Source organism: Sinorhizobium sp. (genome assembly GCF_059070375.1).
This window is the reverse complement of the sequence record NZ_JCACWC010000003.1, coordinates 2,865,632-2,886,275: the sequence shown is the minus strand read 5'-3', so window position 1 is coordinate 2,886,275 and position 20,644 is coordinate 2,865,632. Positions and strand designations below refer to the sequence as shown.

The 20,644-nt window shown below is 63.6% G+C and carries 21 protein-coding genes; 11 read left to right on the top strand and 10 right to left on the bottom strand.

The genetic code is table 11. The annotated features are described in order from the left end of the window. The first annotated feature begins 48 nt into the window (after positions 1-48). Both cobT and AC5J09_RS25935 read left to right on the top strand, forming a co-directional pair. Positions 49-1,944 carry a cobaltochelatase subunit CobT gene (cobT, locus tag AC5J09_RS25940; RefSeq protein WP_018096901.1) on the top strand — a complete coding sequence of 632 codons (1,896 nt, stop codon included), beginning with the start codon at positions 49-51 and terminating at the stop codon, positions 1,942-1,944. Positions 1,945-1,984: 40 nt separating this feature from the next. Beyond that, the gene (locus AC5J09_RS25935; RefSeq protein WP_494298864.1) at positions 1,985-2,977 is read left to right on the top strand and encodes an esterase-like activity of phytase family protein; all 993 of its coding nucleotides are present in this window, start codon (positions 1,985-1,987) and stop codon (positions 2,975-2,977) included. A 73-nt stretch (positions 2,978-3,050) separates the two neighbouring features. Here the strand turns inward: AC5J09_RS25935 and AC5J09_RS25930 are convergent, their stop codons facing one another. Then, entirely contained in the window at positions 3,051-3,689 is a 639-nt protein-coding gene (locus AC5J09_RS25930; protein ID WP_494298863.1) for a VUT family protein, read from the bottom strand. Positions 3,690-3,824: 135 nt separating this feature from the next. After that, positions 3,825-4,115, bottom strand: coding sequence for a 50S ribosomal protein L28 (gene rpmB, locus AC5J09_RS25925; RefSeq protein ID WP_003527451.1), 291 nt, complete (start codon positions 4,113-4,115; stop codon positions 3,825-3,827). 412 nt (positions 4,116-4,527) lie between these two features. Here rpmB and AC5J09_RS25920 point away from each other — a divergent pair, with 412 nt between their 5' ends. Both AC5J09_RS25920 and yddG read left to right on the top strand, forming a co-directional pair. Further along, positions 4,528-5,319 carry a DUF3108 domain-containing protein gene (locus AC5J09_RS25920; RefSeq protein WP_198516874.1) on the top strand — a complete coding sequence of 264 codons (792 nt, stop codon included), beginning with the start codon at positions 4,528-4,530 and terminating at the stop codon, positions 5,317-5,319. Positions 5,320-5,481: 162 nt separating this feature from the next. Then, positions 5,482-6,369, top strand: a complete 888-nt coding sequence (gene yddG, locus AC5J09_RS25915) for an aromatic amino acid exporter YddG (protein WP_494298862.1) — start codon at positions 5,482-5,484, stop codon at positions 6,367-6,369. 3 nt (positions 6,370-6,372) lie between these two features. On the opposite strand, the gene AC5J09_RS25910 is transcribed toward yddG, so the two are convergent. After that, complete coding sequence (locus AC5J09_RS25910; RefSeq protein WP_494298861.1) at positions 6,373-6,813, bottom strand: cupin domain-containing protein; 441 nt, start codon at positions 6,811-6,813, stop codon at positions 6,373-6,375. Next, positions 6,814-7,584, bottom strand: a complete 771-nt coding sequence (gene gloB, locus AC5J09_RS25905) for a hydroxyacylglutathione hydrolase (RefSeq protein WP_324762265.1) — start codon at positions 7,582-7,584, stop codon at positions 6,814-6,816. It lies immediately after the preceding gene. Positions 7,585-7,684: 100 nt separating this feature from the next. Between gloB and AC5J09_RS25900 the strand changes: the two genes are divergently transcribed. From AC5J09_RS25900 to AC5J09_RS25890, 3 genes are all read left to right on the top strand, one after another. After that, positions 7,685-8,449 (top strand): class I SAM-dependent methyltransferase, encoded by a 765-nt coding sequence (locus tag AC5J09_RS25900; protein ID WP_010970111.1) that lies wholly within the window; start codon positions 7,685-7,687, stop codon positions 8,447-8,449. Between the two features lie 121 nt (positions 8,450-8,570). Next, positions 8,571-9,677: a histidinol-phosphate transaminase gene (hisC, locus tag AC5J09_RS25895; RefSeq protein WP_494298860.1), complete on the top strand. Its 1,107-nt coding sequence runs from the start codon at positions 8,571-8,573 to the stop codon at positions 9,675-9,677. Then, positions 9,674-10,600, top strand: a complete 927-nt coding sequence (locus AC5J09_RS25890; RefSeq protein WP_494298859.1) for a prephenate/arogenate dehydrogenase family protein — start codon at positions 9,674-9,676, stop codon at positions 10,598-10,600. Before hisC ends, AC5J09_RS25890 begins: the two co-directional genes overlap by 4 nt. A 31-nt stretch (positions 10,601-10,631) precedes the next feature. Here the strand turns inward: AC5J09_RS25890 and AC5J09_RS25885 are convergent, their stop codons facing one another. Beyond that, entirely contained in the window at positions 10,632-11,645 is a 1,014-nt protein-coding gene (locus AC5J09_RS25885; RefSeq protein ID WP_494298858.1) for a DUF2125 domain-containing protein, read from the bottom strand. A 304-nt stretch (positions 11,646-11,949) separates the two neighbouring features. Between AC5J09_RS25885 and AC5J09_RS25880 the strand changes: the two genes are divergently transcribed. Next, positions 11,950-12,504 carry a gamma-glutamylcyclotransferase gene (locus AC5J09_RS25880; protein ID WP_494298857.1) on the top strand — a complete coding sequence of 185 codons (555 nt, stop codon included), beginning with the start codon at positions 11,950-11,952 and terminating at the stop codon, positions 12,502-12,504. Between the two features lie 8 nt (positions 12,505-12,512). Here AC5J09_RS25880 and AC5J09_RS25875 read toward each other — a convergent pair whose 3' ends face one another. From AC5J09_RS25875 to ftsE, 4 genes are all read right to left on the bottom strand, one after another. Next, positions 12,513-13,295 (bottom strand): lysophospholipid acyltransferase family protein, encoded by a 783-nt coding sequence (locus AC5J09_RS25875; RefSeq protein ID WP_494298856.1) that lies wholly within the window; start codon positions 13,293-13,295, stop codon positions 12,513-12,515. A gap of 102 nt (positions 13,296-13,397) precedes the next feature. Beyond that, on the bottom strand, positions 13,398-14,096 hold the full coding sequence (locus tag AC5J09_RS25870) for a YdcF family protein (RefSeq protein WP_018096913.1): 699 nt from the start codon (positions 14,094-14,096) through the stop codon (positions 13,398-13,400). A 105-nt stretch (positions 14,097-14,201) separates the two neighbouring features. Then, positions 14,202-15,218 carry a cell division protein FtsX gene (locus AC5J09_RS25865; RefSeq protein WP_100674184.1) on the bottom strand — a complete coding sequence of 339 codons (1,017 nt, stop codon included), beginning with the start codon at positions 15,216-15,218 and terminating at the stop codon, positions 14,202-14,204. Beyond that, complete coding sequence (gene ftsE / locus AC5J09_RS25860; protein ID WP_234704940.1) at positions 15,211-15,834, bottom strand: cell division ATP-binding protein FtsE; 624 nt, start codon at positions 15,832-15,834, stop codon at positions 15,211-15,213. Before ftsE ends, AC5J09_RS25865 begins: the two co-directional genes overlap by 8 nt. Before the next feature lie 425 nt (positions 15,835-16,259). Between ftsE and AC5J09_RS25855 the strand changes: the two genes are divergently transcribed. The 3 genes from AC5J09_RS25855 (at position 16,260) to AC5J09_RS25845 (ending at position 17,862) form a co-directional block, all read left to right on the top strand. Beyond that, entirely contained in the window at positions 16,260-16,670 is a 411-nt protein-coding gene (locus tag AC5J09_RS25855) for a hypothetical protein (protein ID WP_494298855.1), read from the top strand. A gap of 63 nt (positions 16,671-16,733) precedes the next feature. Further along, entirely contained in the window at positions 16,734-17,279 is a 546-nt protein-coding gene (hpt, locus tag AC5J09_RS25850) for a hypoxanthine phosphoribosyltransferase (protein WP_100674186.1), read from the top strand. A gap of 223 nt (positions 17,280-17,502) precedes the next feature. Continuing rightward, on the top strand, positions 17,503-17,862 hold the full coding sequence (locus tag AC5J09_RS25845; RefSeq protein ID WP_026168803.1) for a response regulator: 360 nt from the start codon (positions 17,503-17,505) through the stop codon (positions 17,860-17,862). Between the two features lie 80 nt (positions 17,863-17,942). Here the strand turns inward: AC5J09_RS25845 and AC5J09_RS25840 are convergent, their stop codons facing one another. After that, entirely contained in the window at positions 17,943-20,591 is a 2,649-nt protein-coding gene (locus AC5J09_RS25840; RefSeq protein WP_494298854.1) for a TIGR02302 family protein, read from the bottom strand. Between the last annotated feature and the right edge of the window lie 53 nt (positions 20,592-20,644).

The window sequence follows — 20,644 nt, the reverse complement described above, 5'->3', positions numbered from 1 at the left end:
AATCGATGTGCTCGCATAACGGCCGATCCGGTTGAAGAAGGAATTGTCGTGAGTTCGAATTCCAAGGCGAAACCGACTACGAGGGAAAACGCCGCCGAACCGTTCAAGCGGGCGCTTTCCGGCTGCATCCGGTCGATCGCCGGCGATGCAGAGCTGGAGGTCGCTTTCGCCAACGAGCGGCCCGGAATGACAGCCGAACGCATCCGGCTGCCGGAGCTTTCCAAGCGCCCGACCCGCCAGGAGCTGGCGGTGGCGCGCGGCCTCGGCGATTCCATGGCGCTGCGCAAGGCCTGCCACGATGCTCGGGTCCATGCGACGATGTCGCCGCAAGGCGCGGACGCGCGGGCGATCTTCGATGCGGTCGAGCAGGCGCGCGTCGAGGCGATCGGCGCACTCAGGATGCCGGGCGTGGCGGGCAACCTCTCCTCCATGCTCGAGGAGAAATACAGCAAGGCGAATTTCGCTGCCATCGACGTTCAAGCGGACGCGCCGCTCGAAGAGGCGGTGGCACTGCTCGTGCGCGAGAAATTGACCGGGGAGAAGCCGCCGGAGTCGGCTGGTCAGGTCCTCGACCTCTGGCGCGACTTCATCGAGCAGAAGGCCGGTCCCGACATGCGCAATCTGGCGGGTACGATCAACGACCAGCAGGCTTTCGCCCGCGTCGTGCGCGACATGCTGTCCTCGATGGATGTTGCCGAGAAATACGGCGAGGACGATAACGAGCCGGACGAGCAGGAGAGCGAGACCGACGAGGACCAGCCGCGCAGCCAGGAGCAGGACGAAAACGCCAGCGACGAGGAAGAAGGCTCCGACGCCGCGCCCGCCGACGAAAACCAGTCTGCCGAGGAGCAGATGGAAGAAGGCGAGATGGACGGCGCGGAAATTTCCGACGACGATCTCCAGGACGAGAGCGACGAGGACAGCGAAACGCCCGGCGAGGTGAAGCGGCCGAACCATCCCTTCGCGGATTTCAACGAGAAGGTCGATTATTCCGTCTATACCCGGGAGTTCGACGAAACCATCGCCTCCGAGGAGCTCTGCGACGAGGCGGAACTCGATCGGTTGCGCGCCTTTCTCGACAAGCAGCTCGCCCATCTCCAGGGCGCGGTCGGACGCCTCGCAAACCGCCTGCAGCGCCGCCTGATGGCACAGCAGAACCGCTCCTGGGAGTTCGATCTCGAAGAGGGCTATCTCGACTCCGCCCGCCTGCAGCGCATCATCATCGATCCGATGCAGCCGCTCTCCTTCAAACGCGAGAAGGACACGAACTTCCGCGACACGGTCGTCACGCTCCTGATCGACAATTCCGGTTCGATGCGCGGCCGCCCGATCACCGTCGCCGCGACCTGCGCCGATATTCTTGCGCGCACGCTGGAGCGCTGCGGCGTGAAGGTCGAAATCCTGGGTTTCACGACCAAGGCGTGGAAGGGCGGACAATCGCGCGAGAAATGGCTTGCCGGCGGCAAGCCTCAATCGCCGGGCCGCCTCAACGACCTGCGTCACATCATCTACAAGTCCGCCGACGCGCCCTGGCGTCGCGCGCGCCGCAATCTCGGCCTGATGATGCGCGAGGGACTGCTCAAGGAAAACATCGACGGCGAGGCGCTGATGTGGGCGCATGATCGTCTTCTGGCGCGGTCCGAGCAGCGACGCATCCTGATGATGATCTCGGACGGAGCGCCGGTCGACGATTCCACCCTTTCGGTCAACCCCGGAAATTACCTCGAGCGGCATCTGCGCGCCGTTATCGAGCAGATCGAGACGCGCTCGCCGGTCGAACTGCTTGCGATCGGCATCGGCCATGACGTCACACGCTACTATCGCCGCGCCGTGACCATCGTCGATGCGGACGAACTGGCAGGGGCGATGACGGATCAGCTTGCGGCGCTCTTCGAGGACGAGAGCATGCGCCGCCGCCCGGGCGGAGCACGTCGCGCCGGTTAACGGATTTCCGGCCGCGGCCACCCGTAAGGTCATTCTTCAGATGTTCTGCCGAAACTTTGCCGTGCTTTTCCTGCTGATTTCGGCTGCTGTCGCGCGCGCGGAGCCGGCGCGCGAGATCGTTCCGGTCAAGAGCCGGCAGATATCCCAGTTCAAGGTCGGCTCCGGTCAAAGGGTCTTCGGCGCGCTCGAGTTCATGGGCGGCATCGAGATGACGTCGGCCAACCCGTTGTTCGGTGCACTGTCGGCCATCCGGTTTCTGCCGGACGGCCAGTCCTTCGTCGCGGTGATGGACACCGGCCATTGGGTCGAGGGGGCCGTCATCCGCGACGATGCCGGCGGGCTCGAGGGGCTCACCGATCTCAAGGTCACGCCGATGACCGACGCGACGGGCGAAGCTCAGCTCGAGAAATGGCGGGTCGATTCCGAAGGGCTGGCGCTACGCGAAGGTCAGGCGATCGTCAGCTTCGAGCAGTCGCCGCGCATCGAAATCTATCCTTATCCCGGCTTCGCCGAGGCGCGTCCCCTGAGGCAGATGACCCTGCCGTTCTCCGTCGAAGAGCTGCGCAGCAATGGCGGCATCGAGACGATCGCGATTGCGCCGAAGAACGGCCCGCTTCGCGGCGCGGCCGTGGTCGTCTCCGAGCGCAGCGTCGACAAGGCGGACAATCTTTTTGCCGGGATATTGGAGGGGCCGATGAGGGGCGCCTTCACGGTCGTGCGCGCGGATCCCTATTCGGTAACCGACGGCGCCTTTCTGCCGGATGGCGACCTGCTTCTCCTCGAGCGGCGATTCAATTTCGCCTCTGGTCTCGGCATGCGTGTTCGCCGTATCGCCGCGGGGGACATCCGACCTGGCGCAGTGGTCGACGGCGACGTCATGCTCGAAGCGGACATGAGCTATCAGATCGACAATATGGAGGCGCTCGACGTAATCTCGCGGCCTGACGGCGAGATCCGGGTGATCCTGGTCTCGGATGACAACCACTCGATCCTCGAGCGAAACCTGATGCTCGAGTTCCGGCTGATCAAGTGACACGGGGCCGAATGCCCCGCCGCGCCAATGCTTTGAACCGCGCACTTCCGCATGTGGAAGCGCTCTGAGGGTTTCAGGCCGTTGCTTTTACCGCCGGCATGGGTTTGACGACGCTCATCAGCGCGCCATAGGGAAGCAGCAGGACGATACCGCAGAGGATCTTGACCGCGAGATCGCCGAGCGCCCAGGAAATCCAGCGCGGGGCGTCGACGCTGAGCAGGCCGAGAACGGGCGCGGTTTCCAGCGCAAAGCCGTCATTGGCACCCAAGAACACGAAGAACGGGGCGAAGGCGAAAGAGAAGAACATCGCCGTATCGAGGGCCGAACCGATCAGCGAGCCCGCGAGCGGCGCCTGCCACCAGGTCTGGCGCCTGAGCCGGTTGAAGACCGAGATATCCAGAAGCTGGCCGACCAGAAAGGCTGAACCGGAGGCGATCGCGATGCGCGGCGTCGCGGCGAGAACGGAGAGCATGACGGCGACCGCAAAGCCGGCAACGACGACGCGGCGCGCGATTCGCGGCCCGAACTGGCGATTGGTCAGGTCTGTGACGAGGAAGGCGAAGGGATAGCTGAAGGCGCCCCAGGTCAGGAGGTCGCCCAGTTGCATCCCGGCGATCGAACCGGGGAGCGGATACTGGACGAGGAAGTTCGACGCCACGACCACGAAGGTCATCAGCGGCACATAAAGGTAGAACGTACGGTTGATCAGCATTTTTTTATCCTGGGTTATGCCACCAGTTGACGGATGCGCAGGCAGATGCTTGCGCGGCGATGGACGACACGAGAAAAAGGCTTGCCGGGTAAACCCGCAAGCCTCTTCAAGATATCGGCAGAAGTACCGGCGCTATCAGGCGGCTTCGGCAGCCTTCTTGACGATCTGACGACGCAGCAGGCGGGCGCGCATGCTGAGCTCATTCTCGTCGGCCTTCAGCAGGAAGGCGTCGAGACCGCCGCGGTGTTCGACCGAGCGGAGAGCCGCAGCGGAAACGCGCAGGCGGAAGCGCTGGCCGAGAGCATCGGAAATCAGCGTGACGTTGCACAGGTTCGGCAGGAACTTGCGCTTGGTCTTGTTGTTGGCATGGCTGACATTGTTGCCCGACTGGACGCCCTTGCCGGTCAATTCGCAACTACGGGACATGGTACACCTATTCTCTTATCGCCGCCGGACAATGCGGTAGCGGGCCCAGAGCCCAGGCCGCGTTCCTGTTGGCCATTATTGGAAAGTCGCGGTTCTATAGTCACAGGTGGCCCGCCAGTCAAGTCAAACCTTTGCATTCCCGAGCGATCGGGGCGATTTCGCCTGTTCCGCACTCATAAGCACGGCCGTTCCGGCGCGCAAGACGCATTCCAAGAGAGCGGCCGATGCGCTATCTTTTCCATGAGGACTGCGCCAGATTTCGAGCGGGCGCATTTATGCCGCAAACCGCCTGCATTCCGGGGGATTGCGACATAAATGGGCCGGCTGTCTTCGGATCGGCAAGTCGCTGAAACACTGTGAACCGCTGCATGGAGTTTTGAGCCGGTCCGGTATCAGGGCCATGCAGCAGAGAATGGGGCTTTCGGGCATGAAGTTGTGCATTGGTTTTCGCGCGCCGGCACTCCTGGCCGCCATGATGTTTTCCACAGCCCCGCTTGCTGCGGAAGTCTCGCATCAGACGGACTACAGCATCGCGCTCGCCGGCCTGCCTTTGGCGCGCGCATCGTTCCACACCGAGGTCGAAAAGAATCGCTACACGATTTCGGGAACCCTGAATTCCGCGGGCCTCGTGGATATCATCAGCCGCACCACGGGGCAGACGCGTGTCTCCGGAGTTATCGACCGCGACCATCTCCGGGCAAGCGAATATTCCATGTCCTACCGCAGCGGCCGGAAGGGCCGGGCCATCAATGTGAGCTTCCGAAACGGCAATGTCGTGCGCGCGAGCATGGTTCCGAAGCGTAATCCACTGCCGAAGAACTGGGTGCCGGTCACGAGCCGGGACATGCGCAATGTGCTGGACCCGCTTTCCGGTCTGCTCATTCCGGCAAAAGCCCGAGTCTGCCCCAACACGCTGCCGATCTTCGACGGGGAATCCCGGCTCGACATAAGACTGTCTCCGAAGGGAACGCGAAACTTCAAAACCAGGGGATTCGAGGGCGAAGTGATCGTCTGCGGCATCCGCTTCGTACCGAAGGCGGGGTACCGGAAGGGCCGCGAGGACGTCGAATATCTGCGCCGCCTGGGAACGATGGAGATCTGGTACGCGAGGGCGAACGGCGTGGACGTCTATGCTCCGGTCTATGCCCGCATACCGACGAAGATCGGAGCGGTCACGGTTTCGGCGACGCGCTTCGGCGATTGAGTCCGCCGTCGGGCTTCCCAGGGCTCTTCCTGACGGGGCCCCGAGAATCGCACTCCCTCTTTCCGGAATCACCTAAGCGCGATAGATCAGTGCGATTCGGTGGGGTGCTGGCCGCGTCCGCCGAAGTCTACATGTTTGATCAGCAGGGCCGCGGAGGGGGGAATGAAGTTCAAGGCAACGCTGATCGGTTTCACCGCGATCCTCATGTGGTCGCTGCTGGCGCTCTTTACTGCCGCATCCGGCAAGATGCCGCCGTTCCAACTCTCCGCCGTCTGCTTTCTCATAGGCAGTCTGCCCGGCATCACCGTCCTGGCGTCGAAGCCCGAGCGCCTCGCACTTCTGAAGCAGCCGGCAAGGGTGTGGATCATCGGCATTGCCGGTCTCTTCGGCTACCACTTTCTTTATTTCACGGCGCTTCGCAATGCGCCGGCCGTGGAGGCGGGGCTCATCGCCTATCTCTGGCCGCTCTTCATCGTTGTCGGCTCGGCGCTGCTGCCGGGCGAGAAGCTTCGCTGGCACCATGTTGCAGGCGCCCTTGCGGGGCTCGTCGGAACGATCCTGATCGTTGCGCGCAACGGCATCGCCTTCGATGACGCCTATGCACTCGGTTACGGCGCAGCATTCCTCTGCGCCTTTACCTGGTCCGGCTATTCGCTGATCACGCGCCGCTTCGACGCGGTATCCACAGATGTCGTGACCGGTTTCTGCCTTGCGACGTCCGCTCTGTCCTTCCTCTGCCATCTCGGACTCGAAACGACGGTCTGGCCTGAAACCACCTTCGAGTGGCTCGCCGTGGCGGGGCTCGGCCTGCTGCCGGTCGGTGCCGCCTTCTATGCCTGGGACTACGGCGTGAAGAACGGTGACATCCAGTTCCTAGGCGTTGCGAGCTATGCGGCGCCGGTGCTTTCGACCCTGATCCTCATTCTGTTCGGCTTTGCCGAGCCGTCCTGGCGGATCGTGGCTGCCTGCCTGCTGGTGACGGGCGGCGCCGTGCTTGCGGCAAAGGATATGATCTTCCGAAAGGGCAGGGCCACGCTGCCTGCGGAGTAGAACTCACTCCTCGGCCGGCCGCCAATCGGGGTGCGCCATTTCGAAGGCGGCGAAGTCGAAGCCGGGTGCGACGGTGCAACCGACGAGCGTCCACTCCCCAAGCGAAGTGGCGGATTGCCACCAGCCGGCGGGAACGACCTGTTGCGGCCTTTCTCCGCCGAGCAGGTCGGGACCGAGCCGGGTCTGCGAAGCGGGCCTGCCCGGCTCGGCGATGCTGAGCTCGAGCGGCGCGCCGGCGTAGTAGTGCCAGACCTCGACGGCATCGTGGACCCGGTGCCAATGCGACCGGTCGCCCCGTTCGAGAAGGTAGTAGATGGCCGTCGAGTGGCCACGCGCGCCACCATTGGCGTCGCGGAACGTCTCCCCGTACCAGCCGCCTTCCGGGTGCCGGGCGAGACCCAGCGTTTCAATGATAGCCGCCGCCGTCATGTCCCGAGCTGCCATTTAAAAATTGTCCTTACGCTTTCGTATTTCCGCGAAGACGGCGGCATCGCTCGCCTTTTCCATGCCGAGCAGCGCGCGGATCTTCGGATCGCCGGCGCGCAGGAACGGGTTTGTCCGCTTTTCGAGGCCCATCGTCGTCGGCGCGGTGAAGCCGCCATCTGAGCGGGTCTCCTCGATCTCGGCCGCACGCTCCTTCAAAGCCGTATTTTCCGGATCGACCGTGACGGCGAAATGGGCGTTGGCAAGGGTGTATTCATGGCCGAAATAGATGGCCGTGTCGTCGGGAAGCGCCATCAGCCGGCTCAGCGATTGCCACATCGTTTCGGCCGTTCCCTCGAAGAGACGGCCGCATCCGAGCGCGAAAAGCGTATCGGCGGCGAAAAGCAGCCTGTCCTCGGGCAAATGGTAGCAGACGTGGCCGGAGGTGTGCCCCGGCGTTTCGATGACATCGACCGGATGGCCGGCGAAGTCGAAGCGTTCGCCATGTCCCACGGATCTGTCTATGCCGGGGATCTTCGACGCTTCGTTCTTCGGCCCGATGATGGTGAGGCCGAAGCGTTCCTTCAGGCTGGCATTCGCAGCCACATGATCACCGTGGTGATGCGTGGTGAGGATATGCGTCAATTGCCATCCGCGCCGTTCGAGCGCGTCGAGGATCGGCCGCTCCTCCGGTGCATCGATCGATGCCGTAGAGCCGCTAAGCCGGTCGTGGAGGAGTACACCGTAATTGTCGGTGCGGCAGAGAAAGAGATCGAGTTCGAGCGCGGCCATGTTTCGGTCCTCCGATCGGTGTGGGGCATCGGAAAGCGGCGATCCCGCCCGGTTCGAATGTAGCGAGGCTCGCCTTGAAGTCTACCGCCTGGAGTCTAACATGTTGCCCATGCACACCGATATCGTCGATCTCCGCCAATTCTATCACTCCGAGCTCGGCCGCATGGCGGAACAGTCGGTCAGCTCAGCCCTTGCTTCCATCTGGGCACGCCTGCCCGAGGAAAGGCTCCTTGGGCTCGGCTATGCGGTGCCCTATCTCGAGCGCTTCCGTGCCGATACGGAGCGGACCTTCGCCTTCATGCCGGCCGGGCAGGGTGCGGTGAACTGGCCGGTCGCAGACCTGTCCTCGACGGCACTGGTCTTCGATGAGGAATTGCCGCTGCCCGATGCCTCGATCGATCGCGTATTGATGGTCCATTCCCTGGAATTTGCCGAAAGCCCGCGCGAAACGATGAAGGAGATCTGGCGCGTGCTGGCGCCCGGCGGACGTCTGATCATCGTGGTACCGAATCGCCGCGGCGTCTGGGCACAGATGGAGCACACGCCCTTCGGCTCGGGGCGCCCCTATTCCCGCGGCCAGCTGACGGCGCTCTTGCGCGAGACCAACTTCACGCCCGGCGCCACGACGGAGGCGCTCTTCTTTCCGCCCTCGAAGCGCAAGCTTGCACTTCGGCTGCGCCACGGTCTGGAACGGTTCGGCCGATCGCTCTGGCCGGTCTTTTCGGGGGTGATCATCGTCGAGGCGCAGAAGCGGCTTTATCAGGGCCTGCCGGTGGCCGCACGCGCCTCGCGCCGCGTCTTCGTCCCGGTGCTGGCTCCGCGGGGCGTGCCCAGCACGCGCAGTCGGGCAACGAAAGCGCCGTAGGTCGCAGTCTGCTGCCCGTCACCCCTTTGCCTCCTGCCGCACCGGCCGTCACGTCGCACTCGACAAATATCACCGTCCCCGGTATTGGCTGGACCGCATTCTTCCCGTGAAAGCTGGTCCGATGAATCTTGCCCTGAAAAGCCCTGCGCCGCGTTCCGGCATCCTGGACATCGCCGCCTATGTGCCGGGCAAGGAACATGCGCCCGGCGTCGCCAAGGTTCACAAGCTGTCGTCGAACGAAACGCCGCTCGGCGCGAGCCCGCGCGCGATCGAGGCTTTCCAGAAGGCGGCTTTCAATCTCGAACGCTACCCGGACGGTCAGGCGAATGCGCTCAAGGAAGCGATCGCGGCGGTTCACGGGCTCAACCCCGCCAACATCCTTTGCGGCAACGGGTCGGACGAACTGCTCGGTCTTCTCTGCCATACCTATCTCGGCCCCGGCGACGAGGGGATCGTCACCGAACACGGATTTCTCGTCTACAGGATCCAGATCACCGCGTCGGGCGGGATACCCGTCACGGTCAAGGAGAGAGACGAGCGCGTCGATGTCGATGCGATACTCGCGGCCGTGACCGAGCGGACGAAGATCGTCTTCATCGCCAATCCGGCAAATCCGACCGGCACCTATATCCCCGTCGAGGAGGTCCGGCGTCTGCATGCGGGCCTGCCCGCCGGCGTCCTGCTGGTGCTCGATGCGGCCTATGCGGAATATGTACGGCGCAACGACTACGAGGCGGGACTGGAGCTCGTTTCGTCCAACCGCAACGTGGTGATGACCCGAACCTTCTCGAAGATCTACGGCCTTGCCGGTCTGCGCATCGGCTGGATGTACGCGCCGCGCGACGTGGTGGAGGCATTGGACCGCGTCCGTGGTCCCTTCAATCTCAACGCGCCCGCGATCGCCGCCGGCGCCGCGGCGATCCGCGATCAGGCCTTCGTTGCCGCGGCGGCTGACCACAATCACACCTGGCTGGCAAAGGTCGGTCAGGCGCTGACGGACATCGGCCTGCGCGTCACCCCCTCGGTCACCAATTTCGTGCTGATCCACTTCCCTGAGGAGGCGGGCATGTCGGCCAGCGACGCGGATGCCTATCTGACGAGCCGCGGCTTCATCCTGCGCGCCGTCGGCGCCTACGGTTTCCCCAACGCGCTGAGAATGACGATCGGCTCGGAAGAAGCGAATGAGGGCGTCGTCGCGGCACTGACTGAATTCATGGGACGGAAATGATGGCTCAGCAGTTCGAAACCATCGCCCTCATCGGCATCGGCCTGATCGGGTCGTCCATCGCCCGGGACATTCGCGAGAAGCAGCTCGCCGGTACGATCGTGGTCACGACGCGCAGCGAAGCGACGCTGAAGCGCGCCGGCGAGCTGGGCCTCGGCGACCGCTACACGCTTTCGGCGGCCGAGGCTGTCGAGGGCGCGGATCTCGTCATCGTGTCGGTGCCTGTGGGGGCATCCGGCGCAGTCGCCGCCGAGATCGCAGGCCATCTGAAACCGGGTGCGATCGTCACCGATGTCGGTTCGACCAAAGGATCGGTCATCGCGCAGATGGCGCCGCACCTGTCCAAGGACGTCCATTTCGTGCCCGGTCACCCGATCGCGGGTACCGAGCATTCCGGCCCGGATGCCGGCTTTGCGGGCCTCTTCCGCGGGCGCTGGTGCATTCTGACGCCGCCGGCCGGCACGGACGAAGACGCGGTCGCCAGGCTCAGGCTGTTCTGGGAAACGCTCGGCTCGATGGTCGACGAGATGGATCCGGAACATCACGACAAGGTGCTGGCGATCGTTTCGCATCTCCCGCATATCATCGCCTACAACATTGTCGGCACCGCGGACGACCTGGAAACGGTGACCGAGTCCGAAGTGATCAAATACTCGGCCTCGGGGTTCCGTGACTTCACCCGTCTTGCCGCTTCGGACCCGACCATGTGGCGCGACGTCTGCCTGCACAACAAGGACGCGATCCTGGAAATGCTCGCCCGCTTCTCCGAGGATCTCGCCTCCCTGCAACGCGCGATCCGTTGGGGCGACGGCGACAAGCTCTTTGATCTCTTCACCCGCACGCGGGCGATACGCCGCTCGATCGTTCAGGCCGGTCAGGACACCGCCATGCCCGATTTCGGCCGGCACGCGATGGATCAGAAGTAGGCTGCGGGAAGCCGGCTGCGAAGACCGTCGCTCACAGAGCCGGCAGCATACCGATCGGAACGAAGGCGAGGAAGGCGGTCCCGTCGCGGACGTTCAGTTTGACCGTCGCTTCGTTCTTGCCGCCGGCAAGCGCCTTCAACATGTTGGCGACGTTGTCGATCAGGTCGGTTTCGTCCGGAGCGATCTTCACGAAGTTTTCCCGCCAGGCGTCGATATTCACAAGCGTGAGAGAGAATTCCCCCGAAATCAGCCCCTGATCATTCACCGAAAAGGGCCCGGTGAGTTTTGCGCTCATTCCGGAGCCCGCATCGAGTGTCAATTGCCGCAACTCGCCTCTGGTGCCGCGGAGCATATGGGGCGGCAAAGCGCCCGCCTGAAGCCATTCTGCCTTGTCCGTAACGGTCAGGTCCATTGCGACATCGGCCGGTGCGGCAAGACTGGGTCCCTGGTCCGGACGCAGGTCGAGCTTTTCGATGCTGAGTGCCGCGTCCAGGTTACCGTCGTTCTGGCGCAGATGGAGCTCGCCATGGCTGGCGCCGAAGCCGAGGCCTTCGCCCGTCAGGGGGGAGCGCGCGGTGCCGGTCAGGTTGTCATAGGCCACCGAGGTCCGGTCGATGCCGGAGAGCGTCGCGGCGACACTTGCGCGGAGCAGCGTCCAGTCGGCGGAAATGGTGACGCCGGGAGAAACACGGATTTCGGCGGGGCCGTCGAGCTCGAGGACCGCACGCCCGGGCTGATAGACCTGCGCCGCCGTTCGCAGGGCACCGAAGGACGCGGAGGCGCCGCGGCGCGTATCGTCGAGGCGAACCTTGTCGCAGAACAGACCGAGGCGGAAGGGAAAGCCACGCACCTCCATCTCGGCGCATTCGCCGCTGAAGCCGATCGCCTGCCCCTTCGTCAGATAGGCGGTCAGCCGCTTTTGGATCTGGTCGGCGGCGAGAAACCAACCGGCGGAATAAAGGCCGATCACGAACACGATACCTGCTGCCAGCCACAAGAACTTCCTGCCGGTAGGCGATGACTTGGCGACGGCGGTCACAGTCATGTTGTCGGGTACTCCACACTAAATCACGACGGTTTCAGGTCGGGTCGACCAGAAACTCATCTCGCTCTTGCCGCCGGGAGCCGCCTTTCGGGTGGCCGACTCCCATGCGGCGAATTAACCTTCATCCGCAATCGCGACACGGGCTATCGGCGCGACCAGTTCGATTGCAAGAGAATTGCTGCACAATTTTGTCCTTCGACCGATACGGTCCCAGGAATTATGCAGTAAAAATTTCGGTACGCCGCAGGAGCGTCGAACACTGATTCGGTGGACTGATTCGGTGGCCGGCCGGCGGCATGATTGAATGGCAGCGGATATGGACGAATTTTGGGTCTTTGGCTACGGGTCGTTGATGTGGAATCCGGGCTTTCGCTTCGAGGAGAAGCTGACGGCGCGCGCTTTCGGCTACCGCCGATCCCTCTGCGTGCGCTCCTGGGTTCACCGCGGGACCGAACGGCACCCCGGCCTGGTGCTCGGGCTCGACTATGGCGGCTCCTGCATCGGGACGGCATTCCGCGTGGCGCCTGCGCAAAAGGCGGAGGTGATCGACTACTTGCGCGAACGCGAGCTGGTCACGCACGTCTACAAGGAAAGGATCATGCCGGTGCAACTTTCCAGCGGACACCGCGTGCCCGCGCTGACCTATGTGATCGACCGCTGCCATGTCCAGTATGCCGGTGCGCTGAGCGCGGAGGAGGCGGCCGCGACGGTTGCCGTCGCCGCCGGCAAGTCCGGGCCGAACAGCGAATACGTTCTCAACACGCTCGAACATCTTCGCGAAATGGGTATCCGCGACCATTGGCTGGAGGAAGTTGCCGCGAAGTTGAGGGCCGGCGGAGCTGCGTCGGTCCGGGCCTGAAGGGGAGGCTACCGTGCCCCGAGTTCGCGCAGCCGCTGTTCGGCGGTGGGCGGCAACGGCAGGTGCGGATTGGCCCGCACGGTTTCGATGAGGAGGTCGTCGCTCGCAGCCTCGGTAACTTCCACCAGCTTCGCCAGGAATGCGTCCGGAGCCAGCCCGGCCTCGATCGGCGGGAGGACACGCACCTTGAAGTGGCCAGGGAAACGGAGGAACTTGCGCCGCGGCCAGAACAGCCCCGGATGCATCGCGACGGGAACCACCGGCACCTGGAGATCCCGATAGAGCCGGGCAATGCCGTATTTGTACTCCGGCGGTGCGCCGGGCGGGCGGCGCGTCCCCTCGGGATAGATGATCAACTGACGCCCGGTCGCCATCTCGTTTTTCGTGCGGTCCATGACCTCTGTCATCGCCTTGCCGCGCGCGGCGCGGTTCACCGGAACCATGCGCTGCTTGACGATGTACCAGCCGAACAGCGGTATCCAGGTGAGTTCCCGTTTGAGAATATAGAAGGGATCGTCGAGCCAGGGCAGGAGCGCATAGGCATCCCAGAAGGACTGATGCTTCGGCGCGAAGATGTAGGCGCCCTTCGGAATGTTCTCGAGGCCCTCGATCTCGAAGGTCGTACCGACGATCTTCGCGAGCAGCCAATGGTTGCTGCGCGCCCAGTTCTTGGGCACGAACCAGGCCTTCTTGCGGGGCACAAGGAAATAGAACGGCGTCAGCACGATCATCTGCACGATCAGGTTAACGTAGAAGACCAGATTGAAGAGGATCGAACGCAGGATGATCATCAGGCAGACTCTCGGGTGCGGATGCGGGTGCGCCACGCTGCCTACACGAATATGCGGCGGAGGAAAACAGCCTCGCGACGGGAGCGCCTTTCTCCGGCGGCGCTATTGCCCGGCCGGCGCAACAGGCAAGGGCTCCGTCCTGAGGCCGTTCGTCCAGCGCGCGCCCATCACATCGCGCAGCGAGGCGACGGAGTATTTGCCGTATTCGAGCAGAATGGCCTTCAGCACGAGCGGATTGCGCAGCCAGTTGGTCGTCTTGAGATCCGAATTGACGACCGGGTAGGCAATGAATTCGGTTTCGGGCCTGGCGCGGCGCAGTTCGAGCAGGCTGCGCGGCATGTGGTAATTGTTCGTCACTACGAGGATCGTCCGATAACCTCGGTTGCGGATCCACTGCGAGGTTTCGGTGGCGTTGCCGATCGTATCGATCGCCGCACGACCGATATCGACGCAGCACTTGAACAGGTCGGCCGAACTCTGCGTATTGCGCCGGATCTGGCTTCGTGTCGTCGACGGATGAACACCGGAAATCAAGAGCCGCTTTCCGGCGCCGAGTTTCAGGAGATCGACAGCCTGGTCTATTCGCTGGAAGCCGCCGGTCAGCACGACGATCGCATCCGCTTTCGGAGTGGCAGGCGGTTGCAGCGAGGCGACGGTGTCGGCGAATTGCAGGAAGCCGGCGATGAATATGGTGAGAAAGGCGAGCAGCACGAAGAAGCCGCGGCGCAGCACTTTGCGCAACAGGCTGCGGGACTGGCGACGGCGCGCGGCCCTCTCCAGCCATTTGCCCCTTTCGGCCATCCCGCTCCCGCGTAGTTCTCCCGCCTTCATGATTCTCATCACATAGCCGCAGATTGCGGCAGGGAATAGATCGATTGCGGGCAATTCATGGTCTTCCGGCCGATTTCAACCCTGAAAGGTGTCGGTCCGGCCCGGATCGGATCGAATAAGATCGATTTCGTAGATCGTCCGCATGACTGTAAGGCGCGCCGTCAAGGTCGTCAGCAGGGCAATCACGACGATAATGGCGAAGATGCCGAGATAGCCGGTGTAACCGATGGCGAAGGTACCGAACAGAGCGGTCGCCTGATCCGTTTCAGGGGTTGCAAGCGTCTGCGACTGCCAGAAGCTCGCCAGCGCAAAGGACAGCGCAGCGAGAAGGCCGCCGGCGCCGGCGCCCTTCAGACTGATTCGGAGAAAGTGCTTCTGGAATTCGGCGGCGACGAAACTCGCTTCCGCCCCGACGAAATGCAGGACCTCGACGATATGACGGTTGCCGGAAAGGGCGCCGCGGGTGGCGAAAACCACCGTCAGCACCATTGCGGAGAAGACCAGTACCAGGACGCCGGTGCCGATCATCGTGGTCGTGCTCGCCATCGCAACCAGGCGATCGACCCAGGTGCGGTGATCATCGAGAAAGGCCTGCGGGATCGTTTCGGTGAGCGCCTTTCGCATCGCGGCGAAATCGGGGGGATTGCTCTCGTCGATCGTGATGACGACGAGCCGCGGCACGGGCAGTTCGTTCAGGTCGAGTCCACCACCGAGCCACGGTTCGAGGAGGCGCGCGGTCGCAGCGCGGTCGATGATCGTGCCGCCTGTCGTGCCGTTGAAGGTCAGGGCCAGATCACGGGCGTCGGCGAGCGCCCTCTCCATGTCGAGGTTGTCGTCCGGCTTGATCTGGATGGTGATCTCGCGGGAGATCTGTGATTGCCAGCTCTGGGCGGTCGCGCGCACCATGCTGACGCCGCCGAGGGTCAGGCAGGCCAGAAAGGACATGATGGCGATGACGCACATGAGCGCGTGGCCGGAAACGTTGGCCGAAGGCACGATCGGCCCGGTCGGGCGCACGCGCATCTCGCTGCGACGCTGCTGTTGTTGCGGCGGAGGGGTAGGCTCGCTGCGGGCAACGCGGTTCTCATTCATAGATGTCGAGCCGTCCCTGTGACAGGATCATGCGCCGGGCCTCGACCTGATCCATCAAGGACAGGTCGTGCGTGGCGATCACCACCGCGGTCCCGAGCCGATTAAGTTCCATGAAGAGATTGAGCAATCGGCGCGCCATAGGCGGATCGACGTTGCCGGTCGGCTCGTCGGCAAGCAGGATCTCCGGCCGGTCGATCAGCGCCCGTGCGATGGCGGCGCGCTGCTTCTCGCCGCCGGAGAGCACGGGCGGCAGCACGTTGATGCGCTCGCCGAGTCCGACCCATTTAAGGAGTTCGAGCACGTCGGAACGGTAGCTCGACTCCTCCTTGCCGCGGACCCGGAGCGGCAGGGCGACGTTTTCATAGGTCGTCAGGTGGTCGAGCAGGCGAAAGTCCTGGAAGACGATGCCGACCCGACGGCGCAGCATCGGAAACTCCTCACGGGGAATGGAGGAAATGTTGCGGTCGAACATGCGGATGAGGCCGCGCGTCGGCTTGAGCGACAGGAAGAGGAGGCGGAGCAGCGTCGTCTTGCCGGCGCCTGACGGACCGGTGAGGAATTGGAAGGAACGGCGCGGGATATCGAATGTCAGGTCCCGGAGGATCTCCGGTCCCATGCCATAGCGCAAGCCGACGTTTTCAAAATGAATCAATGGGACAGCCCAGTCTCTCGTCACGACCCTCGCCAAATCCGCCGAAGGCCGGATTATCGCAGCTCCACCCGTCTATCAGATGCGCGACGGCCGGTGAAGCACTTGAAGCACCGCATGTCTGCCTGCACCGGCTCCGAATTCAGGAACATGCAGTAGGACGGCGCTTCTGCCAAGGCAAAACCGTGCGTGACACCATGGTTAAGCAAGGGTTAACGTTCCATGAAAAGACGCCGCTTTCGCGGCCTCGTTTTCAAAGGATTAACCATTTCGGTTTACGTCTCGTCAGGATTCGAAGCAATGCCTTGCATCCATCGCGGATGGCATGTGCATCGAGCGAAGACGTACGGCGCTGCAGGCAAGACGTCCGGCGCCGCGTTCGGGGAGCGCCCATGCAGGCATTTCGCGCAAAGACCGCGGGCATCGACCTCATTCCACCGGAGCGCGCCTCGCGTTCGAGCGCCGCTCAGCCGAGGCGGCTCGACTATATCGATGTCGAGTTCGAGACGGTTGCGCCGACCGCACGGCGCAGCCCGTATCCGGTGTTCAACGACAAGCGCCGGGCCAGCGCCCGGCCGAAGGCCGGCGCGGCGGCCGCTCCGGGAATGCGGAGTGCAGCACGGCGGATCCTGGTCACGGCCGGGACCAGGCTCGATGCGATGTCGCCCCGGCGCTTTGCCGGCCTGGCGGCCTTTCTCGGACTTACGGTTTTCCTCCTGATCGCCGGTTTCGGCGGCGACGGACGGGCCGACATGCACCCGCTGCCGATGGAGGGCGGAAAAGGCGGTGCTTCCGATCGCTGAATGTGCTAAGCGCGGCTGAAGAAGGGAAGGCCGGTGTTCTTCCTTGCGAATGGAGAAACCCTTATGCCCGTCGTCCGCGGCAAGAATATCGAAGTCCTCTACAGCGCCGAAACCATTGCGGCGAGAAATCAGGAAATGGCCGGCGATATCGTTCGCGGGCCGCACAAGGATCTCCTGGTCATCTCGATCCTGAAGGGCTCCTTCATCTTCGCGGCCGATCTGATCCGCGCCATGCATGCGGCAGGCCTTGCTCCGGAGGTCGAGTTCATCACGCTTTCGAGCTACGGAACCGGGACCGAATCCAAGGGCGTCAAGATCACCAAGGATATCGACAGCGACGTGCGTGACCGCGACGTGCTCCTCATCGACGACATTTTGGAGTCCGGCCGCACCCTGCGTTTCGCCAAGGAACTGCTCCTGGAGCGCGGCGCACGAAACGTCACGATCGCTGTATTGCTCGACAAGCGGGTGAAGCGCCGCGTCGATCTCGAAGCGGATTATGTCGGCTTCGAATGCCCGGATCATTTCGTGGTCGGCTACGGAATGGATGTGGCCTACGCGTTCCGCGAACTGCCGTTCGTCGGGGTTGTGACCGGCGACGCGACGTAACCGGACGCGCCGTTTCTATCGTGGCCCCGTCACGGGGGATCGTTCCGGCGCGCTGAATGATTAAAATGCCTCCTAACGCGTTTACCGGAATCAAACGAAAAGCTGTTTGTTTGGAAGACGTATCGCGGCCGCATGAGGCGGCGGACGATACGCAGATCCAACGGAGCGTCCATGGCATCCAATCGCCGCGCCGCTCCCCGCAGAAATAATACGGGAGGCCATGATGGCGAAAATCCTGATCACCGAGGATGAAGACGGCCTGCGCTCGTTCGTCGCACGCGCGTTGCGGCTCGACGGGCACGAAACGGTTGAAGCCGGGGACGGAGCCGATGGGCTTGCCTGCCTTCGCGATCAGCCGTTCGATCTCTTGCTATCCGATATCCGGATGCCGGTCATGGACGGCATCGAGCTTGCGCATCAGGCGTCCGCCGCCTTTCCGGCATTGAAAATCCTGTTGATGACCGGCTACGCCGAGCAACGCGAGCGTGCCGACGACCTCTCCGGCAAGGTCGTCGACGTCATCGAGAAGCCATTTTCACTGCCCGACATTCGCAAGGCCGTCGCGCTCGCGCTGGCCGCCTGACGCCGATCGTAAACCTTTGATGCGGGACGCGGGAAGAGGGGCTTCGGAGAGGCCGCCCGACCCCTCGTCCCGCAGACCCATCACCGCATGTCGAGCAGCCGCTCGAGATACTGCCGCTCCAGTTCCGGCGACAGGCTGTCACCCAACTTGCGACGGATCTCTTCGAGGATCTGCCGGGCGCGCTGCGTGTCGATCTCGTCGGGCACCTTGACCTGATCGCCGAAATCGGGGCCGGCGTTCTGCTGCCGGCGGCCGAGAGGGTCACGCCCGTTCTGGCCATATTGCGGAACGCCTTGTCCGGGACCTTGTCCCTGTCCCTGGGCTTGCATCTGGTTCATCATGTCCTGCGCTCCCTCGCGCAGGGCCTGCAGAGCCCGGCCCTGGCTGCCGACCGCCTGCTCGCCCTGGCCCTTCCCGAGAGCGCCGGCGGCACCTTCCATCTCGCGCTGCGCCTGACCGAAGCCCTTGCCGGGCTTGATGCCCAAATTCTCGAGACCCTTCTGCAGGTCGCCGAGTTGCTTGCCGAGCGATTCCTGCTGCTCTCTCAATTGCTTGAGAGCTTCCTTCAATTGCTCGGCGGTCATGTCGTCCATGGGGTTGGGTTGGCCGTTGGGGTCACTCCGCTGCCCCGGATCCTGGGGCATGTCCTGTCCGAAAAGTTCCTCGTCCTCGCCTTCGAGCGGATCGCCGCGCTGCATCCGGTCGCGCAGTGCCTGGTCCAGTTTGAAAGTTTCGTCCATCAGCTGCTGTTGCCGCTGCATAAGCTCGCCGAGCTTATCCATCTGCTGCCGCATGGCGTTGTTCTGCTCGCCCATCTGCTGCTGCATGCGTCCGGCCTGGAGATTGTTCATCATTCTCTGCAGTTCGGAGAGCATCTGCCGCGCCTGATCGCGCGCGCCGGAGCGGGCCAGATTTTCGATCTGGTCCATCATCTTCTGCAGATCCTGCTGGCGCAGCACGTTGTTCATCTCGGGATTGGCGGCGACGGCGGGGTTCTTCGCGGCCTGCTCGGCGAGCGCCTGCATATATTCCTGCATCGCCTGGCGAAGCTCGTCCATCAGCCGGGCGATTTCCTCGTCCGAGGCGTTACGTTCGAGCGCGTCCGACAGCGCCTGCTGCGCGTCGCGCAGCCGCCGGTCAGCGAGCGACAGGTCACCGTCCTCGATGCCGAGCGCGATTTCCCACAGGTGGTCGGCGGCATCGCGCAGCATGTCGTCGTTCCGGGCGAGCTGCATGCGCGTGCGTGCCGATTTCAGCAGCAGGAAGTGGGTGGCGTTGGGAATCGTCTCCTCGGGATAAAGCGTCAGCGCATCGTTGAGATCGATCGCGCGCGGCAACTGGTTGGCGTCGAGCGCGAAGACCTGGCGCTGTTCTGCGACGGCAGCGGCGAGGGGTTCGAAGAAACGGCGCGCCGGCAGAACGATCTCCTGCGGCACGCTTCGTCCCTCCTGGCCGGCTGCATCACGAGCGACGAGCGTGATGCTCACGCGCTTTCCGGCAAGCGGATGCTCACTCAGATTGCGGCTCGTGGTACCCTTTGCTTCACGGGCATTGCGCCGCGGCAGATCGAGGCGATATTCAGGAGGGCCGTAGAGCGGATGGGCGTCCTTCGCGGGCTCCTCGATGGGCTTTATCTCGGCCCAGGCCTGCGCGATGCCGTAATCGTCATGGGCCAGGTAGCTGATGTCGAGCGCCGCATTGACCGTTGGACGCGGTTCGCCGTCGAAAGCGATGTCGGGCACGCTGTCCGGCGTGATCTTGAAGCTCCAGCTCTGGCCGCCGACGGAGAGCGTTCCGTCCTTGGCGATCTTGTAAACATGATTGCGGACCGCATTCGGAGTTGCCTGAGGGGTTTCCGGTTGGGCTTGCTCCGGCCTGGATGTCGTCTCCGCCTTGGCGTCCGACTGAGGGATAACCATGGGTGCATCGCCCGCGGCTGCGTAGCTGACCGGTTCCTCGGCCCCGGCGCCGGTTATCCGGACCGTCAGATCGCTGAACTGAGGTATCGTGATCTGAGGCCTCTCCTGCGGATCCTGCCCATTGTCCTCGGCCGGGGCCGTCGCGTCCTGTCGACCCGTAAGAAAGATCGGCGCGCGGCCGGTATAGGCGGGCGGTGTAACCCATGCATCGATACGGATGTCGGCCGTCGCTGCCTCTTGCTCGGGCAGGCGGAAGGCATCCGAAACCAGTCCGGCGCGATTCGAATAGGAATAGGCGAAGGCGACGCAGGCAAGGAGGACAGGGACGGCCCTCAGCGCCCACGGGTCATGCCGTGCGATATCGGGGCGCGGCAGACCGGTATCGAGTTCCCTGACCATACGCGCCATACGCGCCTGATGTTCGCGCCAGAGTGCGGCGCCGAAAGCGCCCTCCGTCGCGGGCGCATCTTCCTGCACGCGGATCGCCTGATGCGGCAGCCGGTTGCGCTCCTCCAGCATCCGGTCCGCCTCGGGCGTTTCGGGCCAGCGAATGCGGGTCAGCGGCAACAGGGAGATGAACAGCCCTATGACGAAGGCAAGTAGAAGGGCGGCATGCAGCCAGAACGGCGCAGCGCGAAAGAGGCCGACCCAGCCGGCGGAGAGAAACAGAAGAACGAGCGAGGCGGGGACGAGCATGCGCGGCAGCAGCTCTTCGGCCAGAAGAACAAAACGGGCGAGGAATCGCTTCGCCGCCAGCATCCTGGCGAACGACTGCGGTTTTGGCGTTTCATCCTGCCGGAATTGCGTCATCCGCCGAAACTTCCTTTCGATCCTTCGACCGCAGGCGGTCAATGGTCAGGATA

Excerpts from the sequence above, each read along its gene's own strand:
- hisC (WP_494298860.1), top strand. The coding sequence starts at position 8,571 with ATGAATCTTGCCCTGAAAAGCCCTGCGCCGCGTTCCGGCATCCTGGAC.
- yddG (WP_494298862.1), top strand. The coding sequence starts at position 5,482 with ATGAAGTTCAAGGCAACGCTGATCGGTTTCACCGCGATCCTCATGTGG.
- AC5J09_RS25910 (WP_494298861.1), bottom strand. The coding sequence starts at position 6,813 with ATGGCAGCTCGGGACATGACGGCGGCGGCTATCATTGAAACGCTGGGT.
- AC5J09_RS25920 (WP_198516874.1), top strand. The coding sequence starts at position 4,528 with ATGGGGCTTTCGGGCATGAAGTTGTGCATTGGTTTTCGCGCGCCGGCA.
- AC5J09_RS25865 (WP_100674184.1), bottom strand. The coding sequence starts at position 15,218 with ATGAATGAGAACCGCGTTGCCCGCAGCGAGCCTACCCCTCCGCCGCAA.
- AC5J09_RS25855 (WP_494298855.1), top strand. The coding sequence starts at position 16,260 with ATGCAGGCATTTCGCGCAAAGACCGCGGGCATCGACCTCATTCCACCG.
- AC5J09_RS25935 (WP_494298864.1), top strand. The coding sequence starts at position 1,985 with ATGTTCTGCCGAAACTTTGCCGTGCTTTTCCTGCTGATTTCGGCTGCT.
- AC5J09_RS25845 (WP_026168803.1), top strand. The coding sequence starts at position 17,503 with ATGGCGAAAATCCTGATCACCGAGGATGAAGACGGCCTGCGCTCGTTC.
- AC5J09_RS25840 (WP_494298854.1), bottom strand. The coding sequence starts at position 20,591 with ATGACGCAATTCCGGCAGGATGAAACGCCAAAACCGCAGTCGTTCGCC.
- AC5J09_RS25880 (WP_494298857.1), top strand. The coding sequence starts at position 11,950 with ATGGCAGCGGATATGGACGAATTTTGGGTCTTTGGCTACGGGTCGTTG.
- hpt (WP_100674186.1), top strand. The coding sequence starts at position 16,734 with ATGCCCGTCGTCCGCGGCAAGAATATCGAAGTCCTCTACAGCGCCGAA.
- gloB (WP_324762265.1), bottom strand. The coding sequence starts at position 7,584 with ATGGCCGCGCTCGAACTCGATCTCTTTCTCTGCCGCACCGACAATTAC.
- rpmB (WP_003527451.1), bottom strand. The coding sequence starts at position 4,115 with ATGTCCCGTAGTTGCGAATTGACCGGCAAGGGCGTCCAGTCGGGCAAC.
- AC5J09_RS25885 (WP_494298858.1), bottom strand. The coding sequence starts at position 11,645 with ATGACTGTGACCGCCGTCGCCAAGTCATCGCCTACCGGCAGGAAGTTC.
- ftsE (WP_234704940.1), bottom strand. The coding sequence starts at position 15,834 with ATGGGACCGGAGATCCTCCGGGACCTGACATTCGATATCCCGCGCCGT.
- AC5J09_RS25930 (WP_494298863.1), bottom strand. The coding sequence starts at position 3,689 with ATGCTGATCAACCGTACGTTCTACCTTTATGTGCCGCTGATGACCTTC.
- AC5J09_RS25870 (WP_018096913.1), bottom strand. The coding sequence starts at position 14,096 with ATGGCCGAAAGGGGCAAATGGCTGGAGAGGGCCGCGCGCCGTCGCCAG.
- AC5J09_RS25875 (WP_494298856.1), bottom strand. The coding sequence starts at position 13,295 with ATGATCATCCTGCGTTCGATCCTCTTCAATCTGGTCTTCTACGTTAAC.
- AC5J09_RS25900 (WP_010970111.1), top strand. The coding sequence starts at position 7,685 with ATGTTGCCCATGCACACCGATATCGTCGATCTCCGCCAATTCTATCAC.
- AC5J09_RS25890 (WP_494298859.1), top strand. The coding sequence starts at position 9,674 with ATGATGGCTCAGCAGTTCGAAACCATCGCCCTCATCGGCATCGGCCTG.